19 protein-coding genes and 1 pseudogene are annotated in these 19,790 nt (G+C 70.3%); 11 read left to right on the top strand and 9 right to left on the bottom strand.

All coding sequences use genetic code 11. The features are described from left to right. Positions 1–2: 2 nt before the first annotated feature. From QFW77_RS03985 to QFW77_RS03975, 3 genes are read right to left on the bottom strand one after another with little or no spacing between them, the layout of a single operon-like run. Positions 3–410 (bottom strand): DUF3106 domain-containing protein, encoded by a 408-nt coding sequence (locus QFW77_RS03985; RefSeq protein WP_280573007.1) that lies wholly within the window; start codon positions 408–410, stop codon positions 3–5. Positions 411–416: 6 nt separating this feature from the next. Further along, the gene (locus QFW77_RS03980) at positions 417–818 is read right to left on the bottom strand and encodes a hypothetical protein (RefSeq protein ID WP_280573006.1); all 402 of its coding nucleotides are present in this window, start codon (positions 816–818) and stop codon (positions 417–419) included. Further along, complete coding sequence (locus QFW77_RS03975) at positions 815–1,381, bottom strand: RNA polymerase sigma factor (protein WP_280573005.1); 567 nt, start codon at positions 1,379–1,381, stop codon at positions 815–817. The genes QFW77_RS03980 and QFW77_RS03975 overlap by 4 nt, the downstream gene beginning before the upstream one ends. Before the next feature lie 208 nt (positions 1,382–1,589). On the opposite strand from QFW77_RS03975, the gene QFW77_RS03970 reads away from it, so the two are divergent. Both QFW77_RS03970 and QFW77_RS03965 read left to right on the top strand, forming a co-directional pair. Then, positions 1,590–1,895, top strand: coding sequence for an NAD(P) transhydrogenase subunit alpha part 2 (locus QFW77_RS03970; protein WP_280573004.1), 306 nt, complete (start codon positions 1,590–1,592; stop codon positions 1,893–1,895). Beyond that, on the top strand, positions 1,892–3,295 hold the full coding sequence (locus QFW77_RS03965; RefSeq protein WP_280573002.1) for an NAD(P)(+) transhydrogenase (Re/Si-specific) subunit beta: 1,404 nt from the start codon (positions 1,892–1,894) through the stop codon (positions 3,293–3,295). The genes QFW77_RS03970 and QFW77_RS03965 overlap by 4 nt, the downstream gene beginning before the upstream one ends. Positions 3,296–3,330: 35 nt before the next feature. On the opposite strand, the gene QFW77_RS03960 is transcribed toward QFW77_RS03965, so the two are convergent. Both QFW77_RS03960 and QFW77_RS03955 read right to left on the bottom strand, forming a co-directional pair. Then, positions 3,331–4,245 (bottom strand): helix-turn-helix transcriptional regulator, encoded by a 915-nt coding sequence (locus QFW77_RS03960; protein ID WP_280573001.1) that lies wholly within the window; start codon positions 4,243–4,245, stop codon positions 3,331–3,333. 620 nt (positions 4,246–4,865) lie between these two features. Continuing rightward, entirely contained in the window at positions 4,866–7,781 is a 2,916-nt protein-coding gene (locus QFW77_RS03955) for a TonB-dependent receptor domain-containing protein (RefSeq protein ID WP_280573000.1), read from the bottom strand. 237 nt (positions 7,782–8,018) lie between these two features. Here QFW77_RS03955 and pdxR point away from each other — a divergent pair, with 237 nt between their 5' ends. Beyond that, complete coding sequence (gene pdxR, locus QFW77_RS03950; protein ID WP_280572999.1) at positions 8,019–9,467, top strand: MocR-like pyridoxine biosynthesis transcription factor PdxR; 1,449 nt, start codon at positions 8,019–8,021, stop codon at positions 9,465–9,467. Here pdxR and QFW77_RS03945 read toward each other — a convergent pair. Further along, complete coding sequence (locus tag QFW77_RS03945; RefSeq protein WP_280572998.1) at positions 9,459–9,872, bottom strand: hypothetical protein; 414 nt, start codon at positions 9,870–9,872, stop codon at positions 9,459–9,461. The two genes, pdxR and QFW77_RS03945, sit on opposite strands and share 9 nt — an antisense overlap. Before the next feature lie 99 nt (positions 9,873–9,971). Here QFW77_RS03945 and sufT point away from each other — a divergent pair, with 99 nt between their 5' ends. The 5 genes and pseudogenes from sufT (at position 9,972) to QFW77_RS03920 (ending at position 15,992) form a co-directional block, all read left to right on the top strand. Continuing rightward, positions 9,972–10,523, top strand: a complete 552-nt coding sequence (gene sufT / locus QFW77_RS03940) for a putative Fe-S cluster assembly protein SufT (RefSeq protein ID WP_280572997.1) — start codon at positions 9,972–9,974, stop codon at positions 10,521–10,523. 462 nt (positions 10,524–10,985) lie between these two features. Continuing rightward, a pseudogene (locus tag QFW77_RS03935) lies at positions 10,986–12,701 on the top strand (S8 family peptidase); the annotation flags it as partial. Continuing rightward, positions 12,681–13,028: a PPC domain-containing protein gene (locus QFW77_RS03930; protein WP_280573196.1), complete on the top strand. Its 348-nt coding sequence runs from the start codon at positions 12,681–12,683 to the stop codon at positions 13,026–13,028. The pseudogene QFW77_RS03935 and the gene QFW77_RS03930, both read left to right, overlap by 21 nt. 154 nt (positions 13,029–13,182) lie before the next feature. Continuing rightward, positions 13,183–15,501, top strand: a complete 2,319-nt coding sequence (locus QFW77_RS03925) for a pre-peptidase C-terminal domain-containing protein (protein WP_280572995.1) — start codon at positions 13,183–13,185, stop codon at positions 15,499–15,501. A 143-nt stretch (positions 15,502–15,644) separates the two neighbouring features. Beyond that, positions 15,645–15,992, top strand: a complete 348-nt coding sequence (locus QFW77_RS03920; protein ID WP_280572994.1) for a hypothetical protein — start codon at positions 15,645–15,647, stop codon at positions 15,990–15,992. Positions 15,993–16,009: 17 nt separating this feature from the next. On the opposite strand, the gene QFW77_RS03915 is transcribed toward QFW77_RS03920, so the two are convergent. From QFW77_RS03915 to wrbA, 3 genes are read right to left on the bottom strand one after another with little or no spacing between them, the layout of a single operon-like run. Continuing rightward, the gene (locus tag QFW77_RS03915; RefSeq protein ID WP_280572993.1) at positions 16,010–16,501 is read right to left on the bottom strand and encodes an asparaginase domain-containing protein; all 492 of its coding nucleotides are present in this window, start codon (positions 16,499–16,501) and stop codon (positions 16,010–16,012) included. A gap of 57 nt (positions 16,502–16,558) precedes the next feature. Next, a complete protein-coding gene (locus QFW77_RS03910) occupies positions 16,559–16,906 on the bottom strand; it encodes a DUF2069 domain-containing protein (RefSeq protein WP_425603263.1) in 348 nt (115 codons plus the stop codon). Then, positions 16,903–17,496, bottom strand: a complete 594-nt coding sequence (gene wrbA / locus QFW77_RS03905; RefSeq protein WP_280572992.1) for an NAD(P)H:quinone oxidoreductase — start codon at positions 17,494–17,496, stop codon at positions 16,903–16,905. Before wrbA ends, QFW77_RS03910 begins: the two co-directional genes overlap by 4 nt. A gap of 89 nt (positions 17,497–17,585) precedes the next feature. Between wrbA and QFW77_RS03900 the strand changes: the two genes are divergently transcribed. The 3 genes from QFW77_RS03900 to QFW77_RS03890 are packed head-to-tail and all read left to right on the top strand — an operon-like array spanning position 17,586 to position 19,740. After that, complete coding sequence (locus QFW77_RS03900) at positions 17,586–18,860, top strand: YihY family inner membrane protein (RefSeq protein WP_280573193.1); 1,275 nt, start codon at positions 17,586–17,588, stop codon at positions 18,858–18,860. Next, the gene (locus QFW77_RS03895) at positions 18,857–19,474 is read left to right on the top strand and encodes a TlpA family protein disulfide reductase (RefSeq protein WP_280572991.1); all 618 of its coding nucleotides are present in this window, start codon (positions 18,857–18,859) and stop codon (positions 19,472–19,474) included. The genes QFW77_RS03900 and QFW77_RS03895 overlap by 4 nt, the downstream gene beginning before the upstream one ends. A 2-nt stretch (positions 19,475–19,476) precedes the next feature. Next, positions 19,477–19,740 carry an acylphosphatase gene (locus tag QFW77_RS03890; RefSeq protein WP_425603268.1) on the top strand — a complete coding sequence of 88 codons (264 nt, stop codon included), beginning with the start codon at positions 19,477–19,479 and terminating at the stop codon, positions 19,738–19,740. The last annotated feature ends 50 nt before the right edge of the window (positions 19,741–19,790 follow it).

Raw genomic sequence — 19,790 nt, 5'->3', positions numbered from 1 at the left:
GATCACTCCTCCGGGCGGTGCTCGCGCAACCACTGCTGCCGCTGTTCCGGGGTCATCGCGTTCCAGCGTTCGCGCAGCGCCCCGCGCTCGTCCTCGGGCAGGGTCCGCAGGTGCCGGAACAGGATCCGGGTCTGCTCCTGCCGCTCCGGGCTCATGTGCTTCCAGCGTTGCATGCCGCGATGGGCGCTGCGCCGCTCCTCGGGGGTCATGCGCTGCCAGCGCCCCGCGTGTCGGAGCATGTGCTCGCGGGCCTCGGGCTGGTCGTTCCAGCGATCGCGGACCGGCGCGATCAGCGCTTCGCGCTGGGCCGCGTCCAGCTGCTCCCAGGGAGGAGGGGTGTCCCCGGCCCGGGCCGGCGCCGCCAGCAGCGCCAGCGCCAGCAGGGCGAAGAGGGTGATCGGGTTGCGCATCGGTCGTTACTCCATTGCCAGCGGTGCGGCCTCGGCCGAGGCCAGCCACAGGAACATCTCGGGATCCTCCTCGAACGCCGCCAGGGCGTCGCGGTAGGGATCTGCCCCGACGGCCGGGGCTGCGGGGGGCGGCGCCTCGACCACGGCGGGCGCGGGGGCCGCGGTTTCGCCGGACGGCGGCAGGCCGATCCCGATCCCGATCGCCAGTGCCAGCGCGGCGGCGGCCCCGGCTCCGGCCAGCGGCCAGCCCAGGAGCAGCCGACGGGCGCGCGGCGAAGGCGCAGGCGCAGGCGCGGGATGCGGGCGCAGCCGTGCCAGCGTGCGTGGCGTCAAACGCTCCAGTGCCGTCTGGTGGCAGGCCCTGGCGGCGCGATCGAGGCGCGCATCGGAGTCGGTCTGGTCGATCATCGGAATTCCTCCAGTCGGTTGCGCAGCGCCTCGCGGGCGCGCGACAGGTGCGTCTTCACGGAGCCCTCGCTGCAGCCCATCGCCCTGGCGGTGGTGGCGACGTCGAGCTCCTCGAGCACGCGCAGGCCGAACGCCTCGCGCTGGCGGCGCGGTAGGCCCCGCAGCGCCGCCACCAGCCGGGCATAGGCTTCCCGACCTTCATGGGCGCGGGCCGGATCCGGGCCGGTGTCGGCCCAGTCCAGCCCCTCCGGCTCGTCCTCGCCGGTGCTGCTCATCCAGCCCAGCCGGAACATCCGGCGGCGCTGGATGTCGACGATGCGGCTGCGCAGGATGGTCCAGAACAGCGCGGTCCATTCCTCCGCGGGGCGCTCCCGGTAGCCGAGCATCCGGGCCATGGCGTCCTGCACCGCGTCCAGCGCGTCGTCGCGGTTGCGCAGGCCGATCTCGGCGAAGCGGAACGCGCGTGCGCGGACCTCCCCGAAGAACGCGTCCAGGGTCGCCGCGGGGGGGCTTACGGGAAGCGCGGCCGGGGGCGGGGCGACGGGGGCGGCGGGCGCTTTCACCGGCGCCACCCTAGCGCGCGCCTGCGTGGGCAGGGGCCTCAGGGCCGGCGCCTCGCGATACTGGTCCAGATTGCCGTCCACCTGCGTCGGTCGATTCGCTGATCACGTAATGCCTCGTCAACGCGCGGGAGGGACGCCGGTTGACCGGCTGGCATCGGGTTCATGTGCGGTTATGATGCGGGACGGCACCGGGTCCTGGGAGCGCTGCATGATCGACGGTTTCGTGGCGTTGTACATCTTCATGCTGGCGGCGATCGCCGGCCACGTCATCATCTCGCGGGTGCCGGTAATCCTGCATACCCCGCTGATGTCGGGCTCCAACTTCATCCACGGCATCGTGCTGATCGGCGCGATGGTGGTGCTCGGTCACGCCGATACCGCGCTGGAGAAGGCGATCGGCTTCGTCGCGGTGCTGATGGGCGCCGGCAACGCGGCCGGCGGCTACGTGGTGACCGAGCGGATGCTGGAGATGTTCAGGTCCAGCCGCAAGCCCGGCGCGGGGGGCGGGCCATGACCGGGTCGCTGCCGGAAGTGCTGGCGGTGGCGGTGAAGATCAGCTATCTGGTCGCCGCCACCCTGTTCCTGCTGGGCCTGCAGCGGATGGCCTCGCCGTTGACCGCTCGCAGCGGCATCCTCTGGGCCGGCTGCGGCATGGTGATCGCCACCGTCGCCACGTTCTTCCTGCCCGGGCTGGAGAACCTCGGCCTGATCCTGCTGGCGATCCTCATCGGCACCGGCCTGGCGTGGTACTCCGGCAAGAAGGTCGCGATCACCGACATGCCGCAGATGGTGGCGTTGTACAACGGCCTGGGCGGCGGCTCGGCGGCGGCGATCGGCGCGGTCGAGCTGCTGCGCTGGTCGGACACCGGGGCGGCGCCAGGCAACGTGGTGCTGGTGCTGGCGGTGCTGGGCGCGCTGATCGGCGCAGTGGCACTGTCGGGCTCGGTGATCGCCTGGGCCAAGCTCGACGGGCGCATGGACAAGCGTTACGCCTTCCCCGGGCAGCAATGGTTCAACGGCGCGGTGTTCCTGGCCGCGCTGGCGCTGGGCGGGGCGGTGATCCATTCGCTCGGCGTGCCGCTGGTGGTCGCGTTCTTCCTGGCGGCGCTGGCGCTGGGCGTGCTGATGACGCTGCCGATCGGCGGCGCCGACATGCCGGTGGTGATCTCGCTGTACAACGCGCTGACCGGGCTGGCGGTGGCCTTCGAGGGCTACGTGCTGGGCAACGAGGCGCTGATCATCGCCGGCACCATGGTGGGCGCAGCCGGCATGCTGTTGACCCGGCTGATGGCCAAGGCGATGAACCGCTCGATCAGCAGCGTGCTGTTCTCGAACTTCGGCGGTGGCGGGCAGGCGCAGGAGATCGCCGGCGCCCAGAAGCCGATCGAGGCCGGGGACGTGGCGGCGATGATGGCCTTCGCCGACCGCGTGGTGATCGTACCGGGCTACGGCATGGCGGTGGCGCAGGCCCAGCACAAGATCTGGGAGCTGACCCAGCGGCTCACCGAGCGTGGGGTCAAGGTCAAGTTCGCGATCCACCCGGTGGCCGGGCGCATGCCCGGGCACATGAACGTGCTGCTGGCCGAGGCCGGCGTGCCCTACGACATGATCGCCGACATGGACGACATCAATCCGGAATTCGCCAACACCGACGTGTCGCTGGTGATCGGCGCCAACGACGTGGTCAACCCGGTCGCCAAGACCGACCCGGCCAGCCCGATCTACGGCATGCCGATCCTCGACGTGGTCGATTCGAAGAACACCGTCGTCATCAAACGCGGCAAGGGCACCGGCTTCGCCGGCATCGAGAATGCGCTGTTCTACGCCGACAACACCCGCATGCTCTACGGCGACGGCGCCGAAATGGCCAACGCGCTGGTGAGCGAGCTCAAGGCGCTCGACGGCGGCCACTGACCAACGGCCGCCCCCGGCGCCGCCCGCCGCGGCCGTCAGGCGGCTCGGGCGCGGGCGAACTCGGGCCCGGACGCCTCGGCGCGCATCGGCACCGGCGCGCCGAGTTGCCTGGCCTGGGTGGTGGTCATGCCGAAACTGCTCTTGAAGGCGCGGCAGAACGCGCTCTGGCTTTCGAAGCCCAGCGCCGCGGTGATCTCGCAGACCGGCATGTCGGTCTCGCGCACCAGGCGCCAGGCCTTTTCCGAGCGCAGCCGCGCGGCATGCTCGGAGGGCGTGGCGCCGAACACCTCGCGGTAGCTGCGGATCAGGTGGCAGGGGGAATAGTTGGCACTGGCCGCCAACCGGGCCAGATCGACGCGCCCCTCCTCGTGGCGACGGATCAGGTGGTGCACGCGCAGCAGCCGCATCAGGGTCTGCTCCCGGCGCACCAGGGTGCGCCCGTTGCACCGCGGCAGCAGCACGTGCAGCTCCCGCTGCTGTTCGGCCAGCGCGTCGCTCAGCATCTCGGCGGTCGCCGTCGCGTCGGGCGCGCCATCCGCCGGGCGCCGCGCGGTGCGCGCCAGGCGAACGAGCAGGCGGCGGACTTCCCGGTGACAGCGATGCTCGGCCGGCAGCAGTGCCAGCGAGGGCTCGCCGCGCCGCGGGCGCCGCAGCCGGTCCCACGCGTCGGGCCCGCCGCACACGGCCAGCCAGGGGCCGCCGCGGCGGCTTCCAGCCTGCAAGGGCGCGTCGCGCCAGACCAGCAGCTCGCGCGGCTTCAGCGACCAGCGGCAGTCGGGCGATTCCAGTTCGAGCCCGTCGGAAAAGGGCAGCCAGACGCTGATCCAGCGGGCCGGCAGCGTCGCCTGCTGGTTGCGGCCGGTGCCATGCAGTACCAGCAGCTGGTCGGTCCGCTGCTGCGAAAGGTCGAACGACTGATGGGAGCGAATGCAGTGGTATTGAACGGTCATGGCGGTGGCGGCTGCGGTTGGGAGCGGGGCCAGAGTGGGTCGGCCGGGGGGAGCGGAAAAAGCGAGCGGGGGGGAAAGACCGGGTGGGCAGGATGGACCGCAGGTTTCCGGGGACGAGCGTCCGGGGGATGTGCGCGAATGCGCGCCGCGCATGCCATTCCCAGTCGTCCACCGGTGCAAACTTAATCGCGCCGATGGCCTGCCGCAGGCGCCAATCCGCGCCGATCCACAGGAGCCATTCCCAGGAAAGCGGCTCCCGGCCGGCAGGGCACGGCGCCCGTCCGGAGTCGTGCACGTAGCTGCTCCGGAACGACGGTTCCCGAAGTTGCGAGAAGAACGAAAAAAAAGACGCCCGGCATGCCGGGCGATGTCCGCGAATGGTGGTGACGACCCCTCTGGTATGGGAGTGGCGCCGGCGATGGGCGCCTGGGGCCGCAGCCGGCCTTTGCTGGAGAGAGAGATGAGCAATGCGGACCGGTACAGATTGGCCCGGTCCGGGCCGCGAGGTTGTGCGCGCCGCGCACCACCGGTTGCGCGAAGCTCGACGGCGGCGTATGCCGGAACCGGCGCGAGGCCAAAAAGAGCGGCGGCCCGGAGGCCGCCGCCCGACGCGCGGTGGATCAGAAGCGCTGCTGGTACTTCATGTAGACGAAACGGCCGATGTCGAAGCCGCCGTAGTAGTTGGTATTCGAGTTTGGTGCGGAATACATCGGTGGGCCGTAGCGATCGAACACATTGTTGGCCCCGACCGATATCGTCGCGTTCCATGGTGCGCTCCAGCGCAGCTGGACGTCGTTGAAGGTCACCGAGCCGGTCCGGTTGGTCGGGCCGGACTGGGATGGGTTGGCCGCGATGTAGTCCGGATCCGAACACTCACCCGGGAACGCCTCCGCATCCAGGCACTCCTCCTTCATCGCCGAGTGGTAGCGCATCGCCCAACTGGCCCCGAAATCGCCCTGTTCCCAGGTCAGGTTGAGGTTCGAGCGCAGCCGGAAGTTGCCGCCGAAGCTGTTGGCCTGGGTGGTGAATTCGGAGACGTCATCGGACTTGAACTCGTTGCGCACCGTGTAGGTGTTTTGCAAGTCGACGCCGAACCGGCCGTAACCGGTATCGATCCGGTAGGCGGCGCCGAAGTCGAATCCTTCCACCTCGACGTAGCCGGCATTGCGGCTGCCGAAGTTCATGTTGTTGACGATGCCGGTCACCGGATCGCGGGTGAACGTGGTGCAGCGCGAAGCGATGTTCTCGATGTAGCAGTCGTCCAGCATCTGCGTGGGGGTGTCGAGGACGATGGTGTTGTCGATCTCGATCTCCCACCAGTCCACGTTCATGCTCAGGCCTTCGGCGAAGCCCGGGCTCCAGACGAAGCCGACAGTGGTGCTGGTCGATTCTTCCGGCTCCAGGTTCGGGTTGCCGGCACCGGAGAAGAACGCCAGTGGCGTCTGCGCGCTGGCAGTTTCGGTCGGCACGAAGCCCTGCTGCAGCTGTCTGTAGGTGTCCGCGTTGGCGATGTCCTGGGCGCAGCGTGCGCGTACCGCCGTGTCGGTGGCGGAGGCGCCGTAGACCGTGTCGCACGGGTCGGTGAAGGACGCGAAGGTCTGCGAGCCGCCGCCGTACAGGTTGGCGATGTTCGGCGCGCGGAAACCCTGGGCCCAGGTGGCGCGGACCAGCAGGTCGTCGATCGGCTTCCACTTGATGCCGAACTTGCTGTTGAGCGTGTCGCCGAAGGTGTCGAACTCAGAATAGCGGCTGGAGAGGTTCAGGCTCAACTCCTGCGCCCCGGTGACCCCCATCAGGATCGGCACGTACAGCTCGCCGTACACCGAGTCCTCGGTGTAGCTGCCGCGGGTCGGGCGTGCGCCGAGGTTGGTCGAACCGCCGCTCACCGAGAGCGCGTCGGGAATGAACTCGCCCTCTTCCTTTCGGGTCTCGACGCCGACCGCGAACGACATCTCTCCGGCCGGGAGTTCGAACAGGCCACCGGTCAGGTTGGCGGTGTAGATCGTGGTCTCGGTCTCGCCAGTGGAATGTTCGCGCTGGAACAGGAAGTTCTGCAGGGCCTGGTCGTCGAGGCTACCCGGGCCGGCTTCGCCGTAGGCCAGGAAAGGATTCCAGGGAATGCACGCCGTGAACGCGATCGGATCGTCTGGCGTGCCGCATTGCACCTGGCCGGCATCGTTCATGAACGACGGGCCCACCGCGGCTTGGACGTTAGCGAGGTTGAGGTTGCCGAACGAGGACTGGATCACCTTGTTCTGGTTGTAGAGCGCGCCTACATCCCAGTCGAAGTAGCGCTCGCCGACTTGGAAGCTGCCTTCCAGCGCGGCGCCGAAACGCCAGGTGGTCACATCGCTGGTCGAAGTGCGGGGCACTTCCCATGGCCGGCGCCACCAGTTGCCGATGTCCTCGTCGAGCGGATTGAAGTAGCTGTCCGCGGACATCGGGGTGCCGAAAGAAGCGGCCTGGTACGGATAGCCCGCGATCTGGCGATCGCTGATGCGGTTGCTGTACAGCATGTTGCTGCGCAACCGGATGGAATCGGTGATCTCGTAGCTACCGTCGACGAACAGCGACTTGCGCTCCAGCGGGGTGCGCAGGTGCATCTGCTCGACGTAGTTCGACGTGTGCACTGTGCCTAACTGCTGGTTGATGTAGTCCGCCGGGTTGTTGGCGTCGCCGCCCGGGCGCAGCACCACGCGGACGGTGCTGTCGGGGTTGGTGTCGGTCGGCGCAGGATAGGTGACGTTGGGAAGCGCCTGCGACGGGTTGCTGACGAAGCCGCCGTACTGGCCGACCGGGGTCCAGCTGAGGGTCGGGTGGCGGTCGCCCAGCGGGGTGGCGCTGAACGGGCGGTCGCGCATCCAGACATCGTCTTCCTTGGCGTATTCGGCGCCGATGGTGATCGAGCCGCGATCGTTGCTGGCGCCCATCACGAAGTCGTACTTCTCGACGGCGCCGTCGCCTTCGCTGTACTGGCCGAAGTAGACGCTGCCCTGGATGCCTTCATAGTTGGTGCGGGTGATGATGTTGACCACGCCCGCCATCGCGTCCGAGCCGTACACGGCGGACGCGCCATCCTTCAGCACCTCGATGCGCTCGACCATGGCGGCGGGAATGGTGGAGATGTCCTGGACGCCGGTGGTGGTGACGCCGAGGCGCTTGCCGTTGAGCAGCACCAGGGTCCGCTGGGCGCCCAGGTTGCGCAGATCGATGGCCTGGCCACCGGCGGCCTCGCCGGCGCCCAGCGGCGCCGCGCGGCTCAGCGGCGGGGTGCCCGCGGCAGTGATGTTCTGCAGGATGTCGGCGACCGACTGGAAGCCCTGGTTCTCGATGTCCTGGCGGCTGATGCTCAGCACCGGCTGGGCGGTCTCGATGTCGACCTGGCGGATGCGCGAGCCGGTCACCTCGATGCGGTCGAGCGTGGTGGCTTCGGCCTCCTGCGCGCCGGCGACGCCGGACGGGAGCGCGGTCAAGCCGAGCGCTGCGCCCGCGAGCAGGGCATGGTGCACGGCGTGACTCAAATGGTGGATTCGCATTACTGACTCCGCTGATTGGATGGATACGGCCTGGCCGCACAGCGAAATTACGAATCTTTAACGCGTCAGCATGCGCGGTGAAGGCATCGCTCGGTGTGCCGGATTTGCGCAGATCCCGGCGGCGAGGCGCGGGGGGACGTGCTCCTGCATGCAAGAGCGCCCGGTCCGCCAACCATCGGCACTGTCGGCGCCAGCCGGTCCGAGGTGGAATCGGGGCGGTACTACCCGGGGGTACGCTTGATTCTCGACGGTCACGGTCCGCTGCATGCCCAGGTCACCCGGGCGCTGAAGGCGACGATCCTGGAAGGGCGGCTGGCCCATGGCAGCCGCCTGCCTGCGACCCGCTGGCTGGCCACCGAACTCGGCGTGTCCCGCAACACCGTGCTGGTCGCCTACGAGCAGTTGCGGGCCGAGGGGTTCGTGGAGGCGAAGGTCGGGGCCGGCAGCTTCGTCGCGCTGCGGATGGCGCCGCCGGCGGAGCCGGACTCGGCCCCGGGGAACGCCGCCCCGCAGTCGGCATACGCCCGGCGGGCGAGGCAGCTGCACGACCCAGAGCGCCTGGTCGGCCGCGACATCCCGGGGATGCGCTATTCCTTCCAGTACGGGGTGCCGCTGGTGAACCCGGCCCTGACCGGCGCCTGGGCACGGGCGCTGGCGCACGCGGCGCGCTACACCCGTCCCCACTACCCGCCGGCGCAGGGACTGCCCGATCTGCGCGGTGCGGTGTGCGACTACCTGGCCAGGCGGCGCGGAGTGTACGCCGCGCCCGAGGACGTGTTGATCGTGGCCGGCACCCAGCAGGCGCTGGCGCTCGCTGCCCGGGTGCTGCTCGACGAGGGCGACCCGGCGGCATTCGAGGAGCCGCACTACAATGCCATCCGCACCGTGCTGAGGGTGCACGGCGCGCGGCTGGTGCCGGTGCCGGTGGATGCGCAGGGGCTGCGCTGCGAGCTGCTGCCGGAACAGGCGCCGCCGCGGCTGATCTGCGTGACCCCCTCGCACCAGTTTCCGACCGGCGCGGTGATGTCGCTGGAGCGGCGCATGGCGCTGCTGGAGTACGCGCGCAGGCATGGCAGCTGGATCCTGGAGGACGACTACGACGGCGAGTTCCGCTACGACGGCCGCCCGCTCGCGGCGCTGCGCTCGCTCGACGGCGCCGGCCGGGTGATCTACGTGGGGACGTTCTCGAAGGCCCTGTACCCGGCGCTCCGGCTGGGCTACATGGTGCTGCCGCCGGCGCTGCGCCGGGATTTCGTCTCGGCCAAGTGGCTGGCCGATTTCGCCACCCCGGCGATCGACCAGGCGGCGCTGGCGGCGTTCATAGCCGACGGTGGGTTCGAGCGCCACCTGCGCCGCAGCGCGCTGGCGCTGAGGGCGCGCCGCGCGGTGCTGCTGCGGCTGCTGCGCGAGTGCGGCGGCGGGCGCCTGCGGATCGCGGATTCGGGCGCCGGGATGCACCTGCCGGTCTGGATCGCCGGGCGTGGGCGAGCCGACGGCGACGCCTTGATCGCGCTGGCCGGCAGGCGCGGGCTCGGGTTGTATCCGATCGCCCCGTACTACCTCGATCCGCCCGACCGGGCCGGGCTGCTGATGGGGTACGCGGGGCTGTCGGTGACCGAGATCGAGCAGGGGATGAGGCTGTTCGCGGCCTGCCTGGACGAGCTGTTCCCGCGCGGCTCAGCGTGACGCCACCGCCGCAACGGCCAGCCCGGCGCCGAGCCAAGCCAGCTCGACCGGATCGTTGGCCAGCTGCGCCAGGTTCCAGGCGTGCCCCGCGCCGAGCTTGAGCGCCGAATCCCAGGGCAGCAGGCCGAACATCCTGCCCAGCTGGGCGGCGGCGATGAACCAGTTGGCCAGCACGATCGCCGCGGCGGTGGCGAGCACCCCCCAGAGCGCGCGCGCCGCACCCGGGGACACCCGGGCCATGCGCAGCAGCAGCGCGGCGTCGAGCGCCGCCACCACTGCCATCCAGCTGCTCTGGCGCGCCGTGGCGGCCGCCAGCATGATCCACAGCGCGGCGCACCCCGCGCTTCCGAGCACCAGCAGGACGGTGGCGAACCAGGGGGAGGCCGGTGCGGTTCTCTTGCGCATGTAGTCGCGGTTGCGGGAGGCGCGCCAGCATAACGTCTGCGCCGCGCGGCGATACAATGGACGCCTTGCGCGCCGCCGCGCCGTCCCCATCTTCTGCCCATGTATTCCAGCAGCAGCGAACCCGTCCGGCTCGAGCGCGACTGCGCCGCGGTGCTGGTGCCGCAGGGCGATGCGGTCACCCTTCCGGCCGGCAGCATCGGCTACATCACCCAGGCCCTGGGCGGCAGCTACACGGTGTTCATCGAGGGCAACCTGTTCCGGATCGCGGGCGGCGATGCCGACGCGCTCGGCAAGGAACCGCCGCAACCGCTGGAATTGCCCGCCGACGCCGACGACACCGCGGTCGAGCAGCTGGTGTGGAAACAGCTGCGCACCTGTTTCGACCCCGAGATCCCGATCAACGTGGTCGACCTGGGCCTGGTCTACGAGGCGGAAGTGAAGCCGGCGCCCGACGGGGGGCGCATGGTCGAGGTCAAGATGACCCTCACCGCGCCCGGCTGCGGCATGGGCGAGATCCTGGTCGACGACGTCCGCAACAAGCTGGAAATGATCCCGACCGTGGGCGAGGCCGACGTCGAGCTGGTGTTCGATCCGCCGTGGAACCGCTCGATGATGTCCGAGGCCGCACGCCTGGAAACCGGGATGTTCTGATCTCGGCGTGTGCCCGGATCCCCTCGCCCTACCGGCCCCCTCTGAAAAGAAGAAGCAGGACGCGCATGGCTGCCCCGCGGTCCGGCCCCGCTTCCCCGGCCCCGTGCCCTTCGGGCTTGACCGAGCAGGCCTTCTTTCCGGCTTGCCCCGTGCACGTTCTTGATGTGCGCAGGTTGCGCCCACGCTGTGCGCATTCCGGCAGCAGGCACACTGGAATTAGTTGCGCCTGAAATCGCCTGATGTTTCAAATTGTGACTAAGAGCAAGTATTAACTGTAATCGGGCGCGCCTTGGCCGATTGCTTTCACAATGAACCGTCGCTTAGCGTCAGTTTGTGGACAGGATTGTCAGGTTCACGTTCATGACGGGACGCAGTGCGACGTTCTCGCTCCTCCATTCGCACCGTTGCCCCGCCTTCTGCCGCCCAGCGGCCTTCCATTTTCGTTTCCGGGGGTAACACACGATGTCCGATGTCTCCAAGCGCGGTCTGCACGTCCGCAAACTCGCGATGGCTACCGCCATCGCCCTGTCCTCCATGGCCGCGCTTCCCGCGCTGGCCGGCGAGCGCGTCAACCTGAGCGGACTGCAGGCCTCCGAGCTGCACGACCGCTTCATCGTCAAGTACCACGAGGGCAGCCCCGAGGCGGCCGGCGCCGGCGCGCTCCGGTCGAGCCTGAAGGGCGCGGCCCGCGCCGTGCCCGCCCCAGGCGGGGCTGCGCTCGGCATCGTGCCGCTGCGCCGCATGGCGATCGGCGCCCAGGTCGTCAAGACCGACCGCAAGCTCGACCGTGTCGAGGCCGAGTCGCTGATGCGCCAGCTGGCGGCCAATCCCAACGTCGAGTACGTCGAGGTCGACAAGCTCAACCGGATCTTCCTCACTCCCAACGATCCAAACTTCGGCCAGCAGTACGGCTTCGGCACCGGCGCCGGCGGCATCCGCGCCACCGAGGCATGGGACGTCACCCAGGGCGCCGGTACCGTCGTCGCGGTGCTCGACACCGGCATCACCAACCACAGCGATCTCAACGCCAATGTCGTCGGCGGCTACGACTTCATCAGCGACGCGACGGTGGGCGGCGACGGCAACGGCCGCGATAGCGACCCGAGCGACCCGGGCGACTACTACGGCGGCTACGCCTCGAGCTGGCACGGCACCCACGTGGCCGGCACGGTGGCCGCGGTGACCAACAACGGCAAGGGCGTCGCCGGTACCGCGCCGCAGGCGAAAGTGGTCCCGGTGCGGGTGCTCGGCCGCGGCGGCGGCTACGACTCCGATATCGCCGACGCGATCATCTGGGCCTCGGGCGGCAGCGTTGGCGGGGTGCCGGCGAACGCCAACCCCGCCGAAGTGATCAACCTCAGCCTCGGCGGCGGCGGCTCCTGCGGTTCGGCCATGCAGAGCGCGATCAACGGCGCGGTCGGCCGCGGCACCACCCTGGTGATCGCCGCCGGCAACAGCAACGCCAACGTATCGGGCTTCTCGCCGGCCAACTGCAACAACGTGGTCGCGGTGGCATCCAACACCAGCACCGGCGCACGCTCGAGCTTCTCCAACTATGGCGCACTGATCGACGTGTCCGCGCCCGGCTCGAACATCATGTCCACGCTCAACAGCGGCAGCACCACCCCCGGCAGCGAGAGCTACGCCTCCTACAACGGCACCTCGATGGCGGCTCCGCACGTGGCCGGCGTGGTGGCGCTGATGCAGTCGGTGGCCAATCCGGTGCTGAGCCCGGCGCAGGTCGAGTCGACGCTGAAGAGCACCGCGCGCGCCTTCCCCTCGACTCCTTCGCAGCCGATCGGCACCGGCATCCTCAACGCCAAGGCGGCGGTGGACGCCGCCGGCGGCGGCGGCGGCCCTGGTCCAGACCCCGACGGCGAACTCGAGAACGGAGTGCCGGTGAGCGGCATTTCCGGCGGCAGCGGCAGCACCCAGTACTGGACCATCGAAGTCCCGGCGGGCGCCACCAACCTGAGCATCGCGATCGCCGGCGGCAGCGGCGACGCCGACCTGTACGTACGCCGCGGTTCGCAGCCGACCACCTCCGCCTACGACTGCCGACCGTACCGCAACGGCAACAGCGAGACCTGCACGTTCGCGGCGCCCCAGGCGGGGACCTACCACATCATGCTGCGCGGCTACTCGGCCTATTCCGGGGTGACCCTCACCGGCAGCTACAGCGGCGGTGGCGGAGGCGGCAACCAGCTGCAGAACGGCGTGCCGGTGACCGGTATCGCCGGCGCAGGCGGCAGCACGCAGTTCTGGACCATCGACGTGCCGGCGGGCAGGAGCAGCCTCAACATCTCCACCTCGGGCGGCAGCGGCGATGCCGACCTGTACGTGCGCCACGGCTCGCAGCCGACCACCTTGGCCTACGACTGCCGCCCGTATCGCACCGGGAACAACGAGAGCTGCGCGTTCTCCAGCCCCCAATCGGGTACCTGGCACGTGATGCTGCGTGGCTACAGCGCCTATTCGGGCGTCAGCCTGGCGGGCACCTTCTGAGCCAGCGGGGAGGAGGGGCGGATGGAGGCCCTTCCAAGGAGCGGCGCCGGCCGGCGCCGCTCCTTTACGCATCCTGAATGAATGCTCTGGCACCCTCGACTGGGGGGGATGCCGGCTCATACGGCGCAAGCCGACGAACATGGGGACGGATCAGATGAAGCGATTGATTGGGTTATTGGGGGCCGGCGTGCTGCTGGCCGGGGCGGCGACGGCCGCACCGCGCGACGCGCGCCCGGCGGCCTTCGAGCACCGGCTGCCCGCCGAACACACCGTGGAAGTGCGCAACATGCCCGCGGTCGACGTGGCCAGGCTGCGCGCCGAGGACATGCGGCGGGCCGCGGCCAGGCGCGACGAGCCGGTGCGCTTCGCCGCGCCGCATCCGGTCGACATCACGCCGCTGGATGCCGGCGACTGGGACGAGATCGACGGCGACATGCTGGTCTGGCGCCTGCGCGTGGAATCGAAGGATGCGCTTTCGCTGAACTTCGGCTTCTCCGAATACCACATGCCGGCCGGCGGCCGCATGCTGCTGTATCCGGCCGGGCTGGGGCGCAATGCGGATCCGTCCGCCATCCGTACCTTCACCGACGCCGACAACAAGCCCCACGGCAAGCTCTGGACCCCGGTGGTGCCGGGCGATCACGCGGTGATCGAGGTGGTGGTGCCGCGGGCGAAGCTCGGCGAGCTGAAGCTCCGTCTGACCAGCGTCAACCACGACTACGTCGGTTTCGGCGATCTCGCGCGGCGCGGCGCCATGGAGCAGGCGCAGGGCATTTCCGGTTCCTGCAACATCGACGTGGTCTGCCCGGCCGGCGACGAGTGGCGCGACCAGATTCCCGCGGTCGGCGCCTATTCCCGCTTCGGCACGTTCTACTGCAGCGGCTCGCTGGTCAACAACACCGCCAACGACCAGAAGATGTACTTCCTGACCGCGCACCACTGCGGCATGGGGACCGCCGACGCCGCCGCGTCGATCGTGGTGTACTGGAACTACGAGAATTCCTACTGCCGCACCCCGGGCAGCGCCGAGAGCGGGCAGGAGGGCGACGGCAGCCTCGACCAGAACCAGACCGGTGCGGTGCCGCGTGCGACTTGGTCGACTTCCGACTTCACCCTGCTGGAACTCGACGATCCGGCCGATCCGGCGTTCGCGCTGTACTGGGCGGGATGGGACCGGCGCGACACCAGCTTCGACGGCGCCACCGGCATCCACCATCCGCGCGTCGCCGAGAAGCGCATCACCCATTCCTCCAACCCGCTGGAGATCAGCGGCTACTTCGGCGCCGGCACCGACCACCTGCACGTGTTCTGGGACCAGCCCGGCACCACCGAGGGCGGCTCGTCGGGCTCGCCGCTCTACAGCCCCGAGGGGCGCGTGATCGGTCAGCTGCACGGCGGCCTCGCCTCCTGCTCGACCTCCGGCGACGACCACAGCGACTACTACGGCCGCGTGTACACCTCCTGGGCCGGCGGCGGTAGCGCTGCCACCCGCCTGAGCGACTGGCTCGACCCGACCGGCAGCGGCGCGGAGTTCATCGACGGCATCGGTGCCGACGGCGGCGGCGAGCCCGGCGATCCGGTCGCGGATTTCGGCTTCGCCGTGGACAACGACACCCTGACGGTCACCTTCACCGACGCCTCCAGCGACGACGACGGCACCATCGCCGCGCACGACTGGGACTTCGGTGACGGCACCGGTTCGACCGAGGCCAGCCCGGTCAAGACCTACGACGCGGCCGGCGTGTACACCGTCACCCTGACGGTCACCGACGACGAAGGCAATACCGACAGCGCCAGCCAGACCATCGAGGTCGGGGACCTGGGGCCGGACGCCACCGAGATCTTCAACCGCCAGCCGGTCACCGGCCTGTCCGGCGCCGCCGGCGACGCGCTGCTGTACAGCCTGGTGGTGCCCGAGGGCGTCGAGGGACCGCTGAGCTTCATCAGCTCCGGCGGCAGCGGCGACATCACCATGTACGTCGCTTTCGAAGCCGAGCCCGACGCCGACGCGTACGACTACGTTTCGCAGCGTCCGGGCAACAACGAAACCGTCCGGGTCGCGGAGCCGCAGGCCGGCACGTACTACATCAAGCTGGTCGGGGTCCGGGCCTTCAGCGGCGTCACCCTGCAGGCGCGCCACGCCGAACCCGAAACCGGGCCCGGCGACGGCGAACTCGAGAACGGCGTACCGGTGACCGACATCGCCGGCGACGCCGGCAGCGAGCAGTTCTGGACGATCGAGGTTCCCGCCGGAACCTCCTCGCTGACAGTCGCGATGTCCGGCGGCAGCGGCGATCCCGATCTGTACGTGCGCCACGGCGAGCAGCCGAACACCACCACCTACGACTGCCGGCCCTACCTGGTCGGCAGCAACGAGACCTGCACCATCGCTTCCCCGCAGGCGGGAACCTGGCACGTCATGATCCGCGGCTATACCGCGTTCTCGGGCGTGACTCTGACCGGCAGCTACTGAGCCGTCCGCTCCCGCCCCGGCTCGGCCGGGGCGGGAGTTCCGGCCCACCAGCTCTCGACGGACAAGTCCATGGCTTTCCGTGCGTGCCGGGCCGCGCGGCGGGCTTCGCGTTGGCGGGCGGTCCGGCGGTGACGGAGGAACTCATGAGCGCGACCGTGGGAGAACTGGCCGGTCCCGGTCCGTACCAGCGGTTCATCGTGAAATACCGCGCGCACACCGTTCCCGGGCGCGATCCCCGGGAGGTGCAGTCGCGGCTGGACCGCGCCGTCGCCGCGAGCGGCCTGATGCTGTCCGACGAGGATACGCCGCTGGCCCTGCGCTGGCAGCGGCGGCTGGCGGTGCAGGCCGATGTGCTGCAGGCCGAACGGCCACTGCAGCGCGCCGAGGCGCGCCGGTTGCTGGAGGCGCTGGCCGCCGATCCCGACGTCGAATACCTGGAGGTGGATGCGCTGATGCGCGCCGGCCCTTCCGCGCCGCCGCGCCCGGACTGAGTGCGGCGAGGGCGCCTTCAGCCGGCGTCGGCCTCGAAGCGGTTGGCGGCGACGTTCTTGCGCACCCGCGCAGGATCCCAGATCCGCCCGTTCATCGCGATGTAGACGCCGGCGCCCAGCGACTGCACCGCGCCCACGGCGGTGCCGATGTTGAACTCGGCGTCCGAGCCGCGGAAGCGCGCCGGGTTCAGCGCCCCGGTCAGCACGATGGTCTTTCCAGCCACAGGCGCCAGCGCCTGGGCCGTCTGCACCATCGAATCGGTACCGTGGGTGACCAGCACGTGGCGGGTGGGCTGCGCCGCCACGGTGGCGCGAACCAGTTCGCGATCGGCATCGGTGATGTGCAGCGAATCCTTGCGCAGGATCGGGATCACCCGGAACCGGAAAGCCACCCCGAGCTCCTCGAGGATGCGGCCGATCTGCGGCTCGCCGACCTGGTAGTCCGACTTGTCGTCGAAGTACACCTTGTCGATGGTGCCGCCGGTGGTGACGATCAGCAGTTCTTCCATTGCATGCGTGCGGGGAGGGCCAGCGCGCATTCTAGGGCTTCGCCGCGGCCGGTGCGCTCAGCCGCGCCGTCGCCGGAACCGTGCGGACAGGCCCCGCCAGCTGGCCGCGGCGATCACCGCCAGCGCCAGCGCGACCTCGAGCACCGCCAGCAGCCGCGCCTCGGGCAGGCTCCACGCATCCATCACCCCGTGCGAGAACCACAGCAATCCGCCGACGCCCGACCAGAACGCGGCGCGCGCGCTGCCGCGCAGCACCAGCGCCATCAGCAGCAGCGGCGGGCCCACGAACACCAGCAGCGCCGCCGCCAGGTGGCCGCCGCCGAGGTAGCGCAGCGCGAACAGCGCCGCCAGTGCGCCCAGTGCGGCCGCCAGCGGCAGGCGTGGACCGGCCCAGCGCGCGCTCACGACGCCAGCCGCGTCGCGAGTTCAGCGACGCGCCGCCCCAGCGCCCGCGCCAGCGCCGCCTCCTCGTCGCTCGGCGCCGCCTGGTCGTCGCCGCCGGCCACGTGGCTGGCGCCATACGGGGTGCCGCCGCCGCGCGTGGTGTGCAGTGCCGGTTCGGTATAGGGAATCCCCACCAGATAGCAGCCGTGGTGCAGCAACGGCACCATCATCGACAGCAGCGTCGCCTCCTGGCCGCCGTGCTGGGTGGCGGTGGAGGTGAACACCGCCGCCGGCTTGCCGACCAGGGTGCCGCTGGCCCATTCCGCGCCGAGCCCGTCGATGAAGTGCTTCAGCGGCGCCGCCATGTTGCCGAAGCGGGTCGGGCTGCCGAGGATCAGGCCGGCGCACTCGGCCAGGTCCCGCCGCTCGACGTAGGGCGCGCCTTCGGCGGGCACCGGCGGGCTGGCGGTCTGGGTGGTGGCCGCCACCGGCGGCACCGTCCGCAGCCTCGCGTTCGCGCCCGCGGCCTCGCCGACCCCGCGGGCGACCTGGCGTGCGAGGGCCGCCACCGAACCGCCGCGGCTGTAGTAGAGGACCAGGATGTCCGGCATGCCGTTCTCCGACCGGGCGCAAGAGGATAGAGCATGCGCCGCTGCCTCCGCCCGGCCCGTGGGCGTCTTCGGGTAATCTCGGCGCGATGGTGGAGCCGCTGGACACCCTGAACCGCTGGACCGACCGCCTCGTCGACCGGGCCCGGGCGCGCTCGTTCGCGCGCTTCCTCGGCCAGCGCTTTCTCGCCGACCGCCTGTTCGAGGTCGCCGGGGCGCTGGCGTTCACCACGGTGTTCGCGCTGGTGCCGCTGTCGATGGTGGTGTTCGGGGTGCTGTCGGCGTTCCCGGTGTTCGACACCTGGAGCCAGCAGCTGAGCGACTACATCTTCTCCAATTTCGTGCCCAGCTCGGCGCGGGCGGTGCAGGGCTACCTGCTGCAGTTCTCGCAGAACACCGGCCAGCTCACCACCATCGGCGTGATCGCGCTGGTGGGCTCGGTGCTGATCACGCTGTACGGCATCGAGAACGCGTTCAACCGGGTCTGGCGGGTGAGCACCCCGCGTCCGAGGTTCTCGCGCTTCCTGGTGTACTGGACCGTACTCACGCTGGGCGCGCTGGTCGCCAGCGCCAGCCTCGCGCTCTCGACCCGCTTCTTCGCGCTGGGGATCTTCAGCACCACCTCCGGGCAGTGGCTGCAGGGCGTCCTGCTGGGGATGGCGCCGCTGACCATCGAGCTGCTGGCGTTCGCGACGATCTACCGGGTGGTGCCGCATCGCACGGTGCAGTGGCGCCATGCCTTCGCCGGCGCGCTGCTGGCCGCGGTGCTGCTGGAGATCGCCAAGCGCCTGATCGGCCTGTACCTGGGCAGCTTCGACGCCTACCAGAAGATCTACGGCCAGGTCGCCTTCATCCCCATCCTGCTGTTGTGGATCTACTTCGCCTGGGTGGCGATCCTGCTGGGCGCCTCCTTCGCCTCGTCGATCTCCGCGTTCCGCTACCAGCCCGCGGCGATGCGCCTGCCGATCGGCTACGAACTCTTCGGCCTGGTGCGCCTGCTCGGCCGTTTCGGGCAGGCGCGCGGCCGCGGGCGCGGGCTGCACAGCGACGAGATCCTCGAGCTCGAACCCTGCCTGACCGACAGCCTGGTGCAGGAAATGCTCGCCCAGCTGGTCGAGATCGGGGTGGTGGCGCGTGCCGAATCCGGGGAGTGGCTGCTCGCGCGCGATCTGGACCGGCTGACCCTGGGCGAGCTGTACGAGGCCTGCCACCTGCGCATTCCGATCGCCGAGGCGCACCTGCCTTGCCGCGAGGACGCGCTCGGGATCGCCGCGCTCGCCGCGGTCGACGACCTGCGGGTGCCGCTGCGGGACCTGTTGAAGCGCCGCGTCGGCGACCTGTATCCAACCGTGAAGGAGTCCACATGACCCTGCCAAGGCTGTTGCTGTTCGTATGCGCACTCGCGCTGGCGGTCGCGTGCCGCCGCGAACCCGGGCCCGGTGCCGACCCGGCCGCGGTTCGGCCCGACCAGCCGCCGGTGCAGGAGACCACGCAGCGGCCGGACGGCGCTGCAGCGCCCACCGATCCCCCCGCGGACGGGCCCCAGGCCGCGCCTGCAGGCCCGCCGGCGCTGCAGGTCACCACCGTCGACGGTGCCGCCTACGACCTCGCGGACCATCGCGGCAAGTGGGTGGTGGTGAACTTCTGGGCGACCTGGTGCGCGCCATGCCTGAAGGAGATGCCCGAGCTGTCGGCGCTGGGGGCGATGCACGAGCACATCGAGGTGATCGGGCTGGCCTACGAGGAAATCGAGGCCGATGCCATGCGCGCCTTCCTGGACAAGCACCCGGTGCTCTACCCGGTCGCGATCGTCGACGTGTACGCGCCGCCGGCCGATTTCGAGACCCCCCGCGGACTGCCGATGACCTATCTGATCGCGCCGGACGGCACCGTCGCCAGGCAGTTCCTCGGCCCGGTGACGGCGCACGAGATCGAGTCGGCGATCGCCGCCGCCGGCGGGCCGGAGGCGGCGCCGGCGTGAGCCTGGCGGTCCGCTTCCTGGTACGCGGCAGGGTGCAGGGCGTGTTCTTCCGCGCCTCCACCCGCGAACAGGCGCAGCGCCTCGGTCTGCGCGGTCATGCCCGCAACCTCGACGACGGCGGCGTCGAGGTGCTGGCGGCGGGCGAGGCCGGCGCCATCGAGGCGCTGGAACGCTGGCTGTGGCGCGGCCCCCCGGCCGCGCGGGTCGATGCGGTGATGCGCGAGCCGGCCAGCGCGCCCGCCGGCGAGGGCTTCACCACCGGTTGAGGTCGGGCCGCGATCCCGACAGGCGGACGTCCGCAGCGGCGTTCCCCGGC

Origin of the sequence: Luteimonas endophytica (genome assembly GCF_029887875.1) — a bacterium.
Lineage (GTDB): Bacteria > Pseudomonadota > Gammaproteobacteria > Xanthomonadales > Xanthomonadaceae > Luteimonas > Luteimonas endophytica.
Note: the sequence above shows the minus strand (reverse complement) of the source record. Positions and strands in the feature narration are given on the sequence as shown.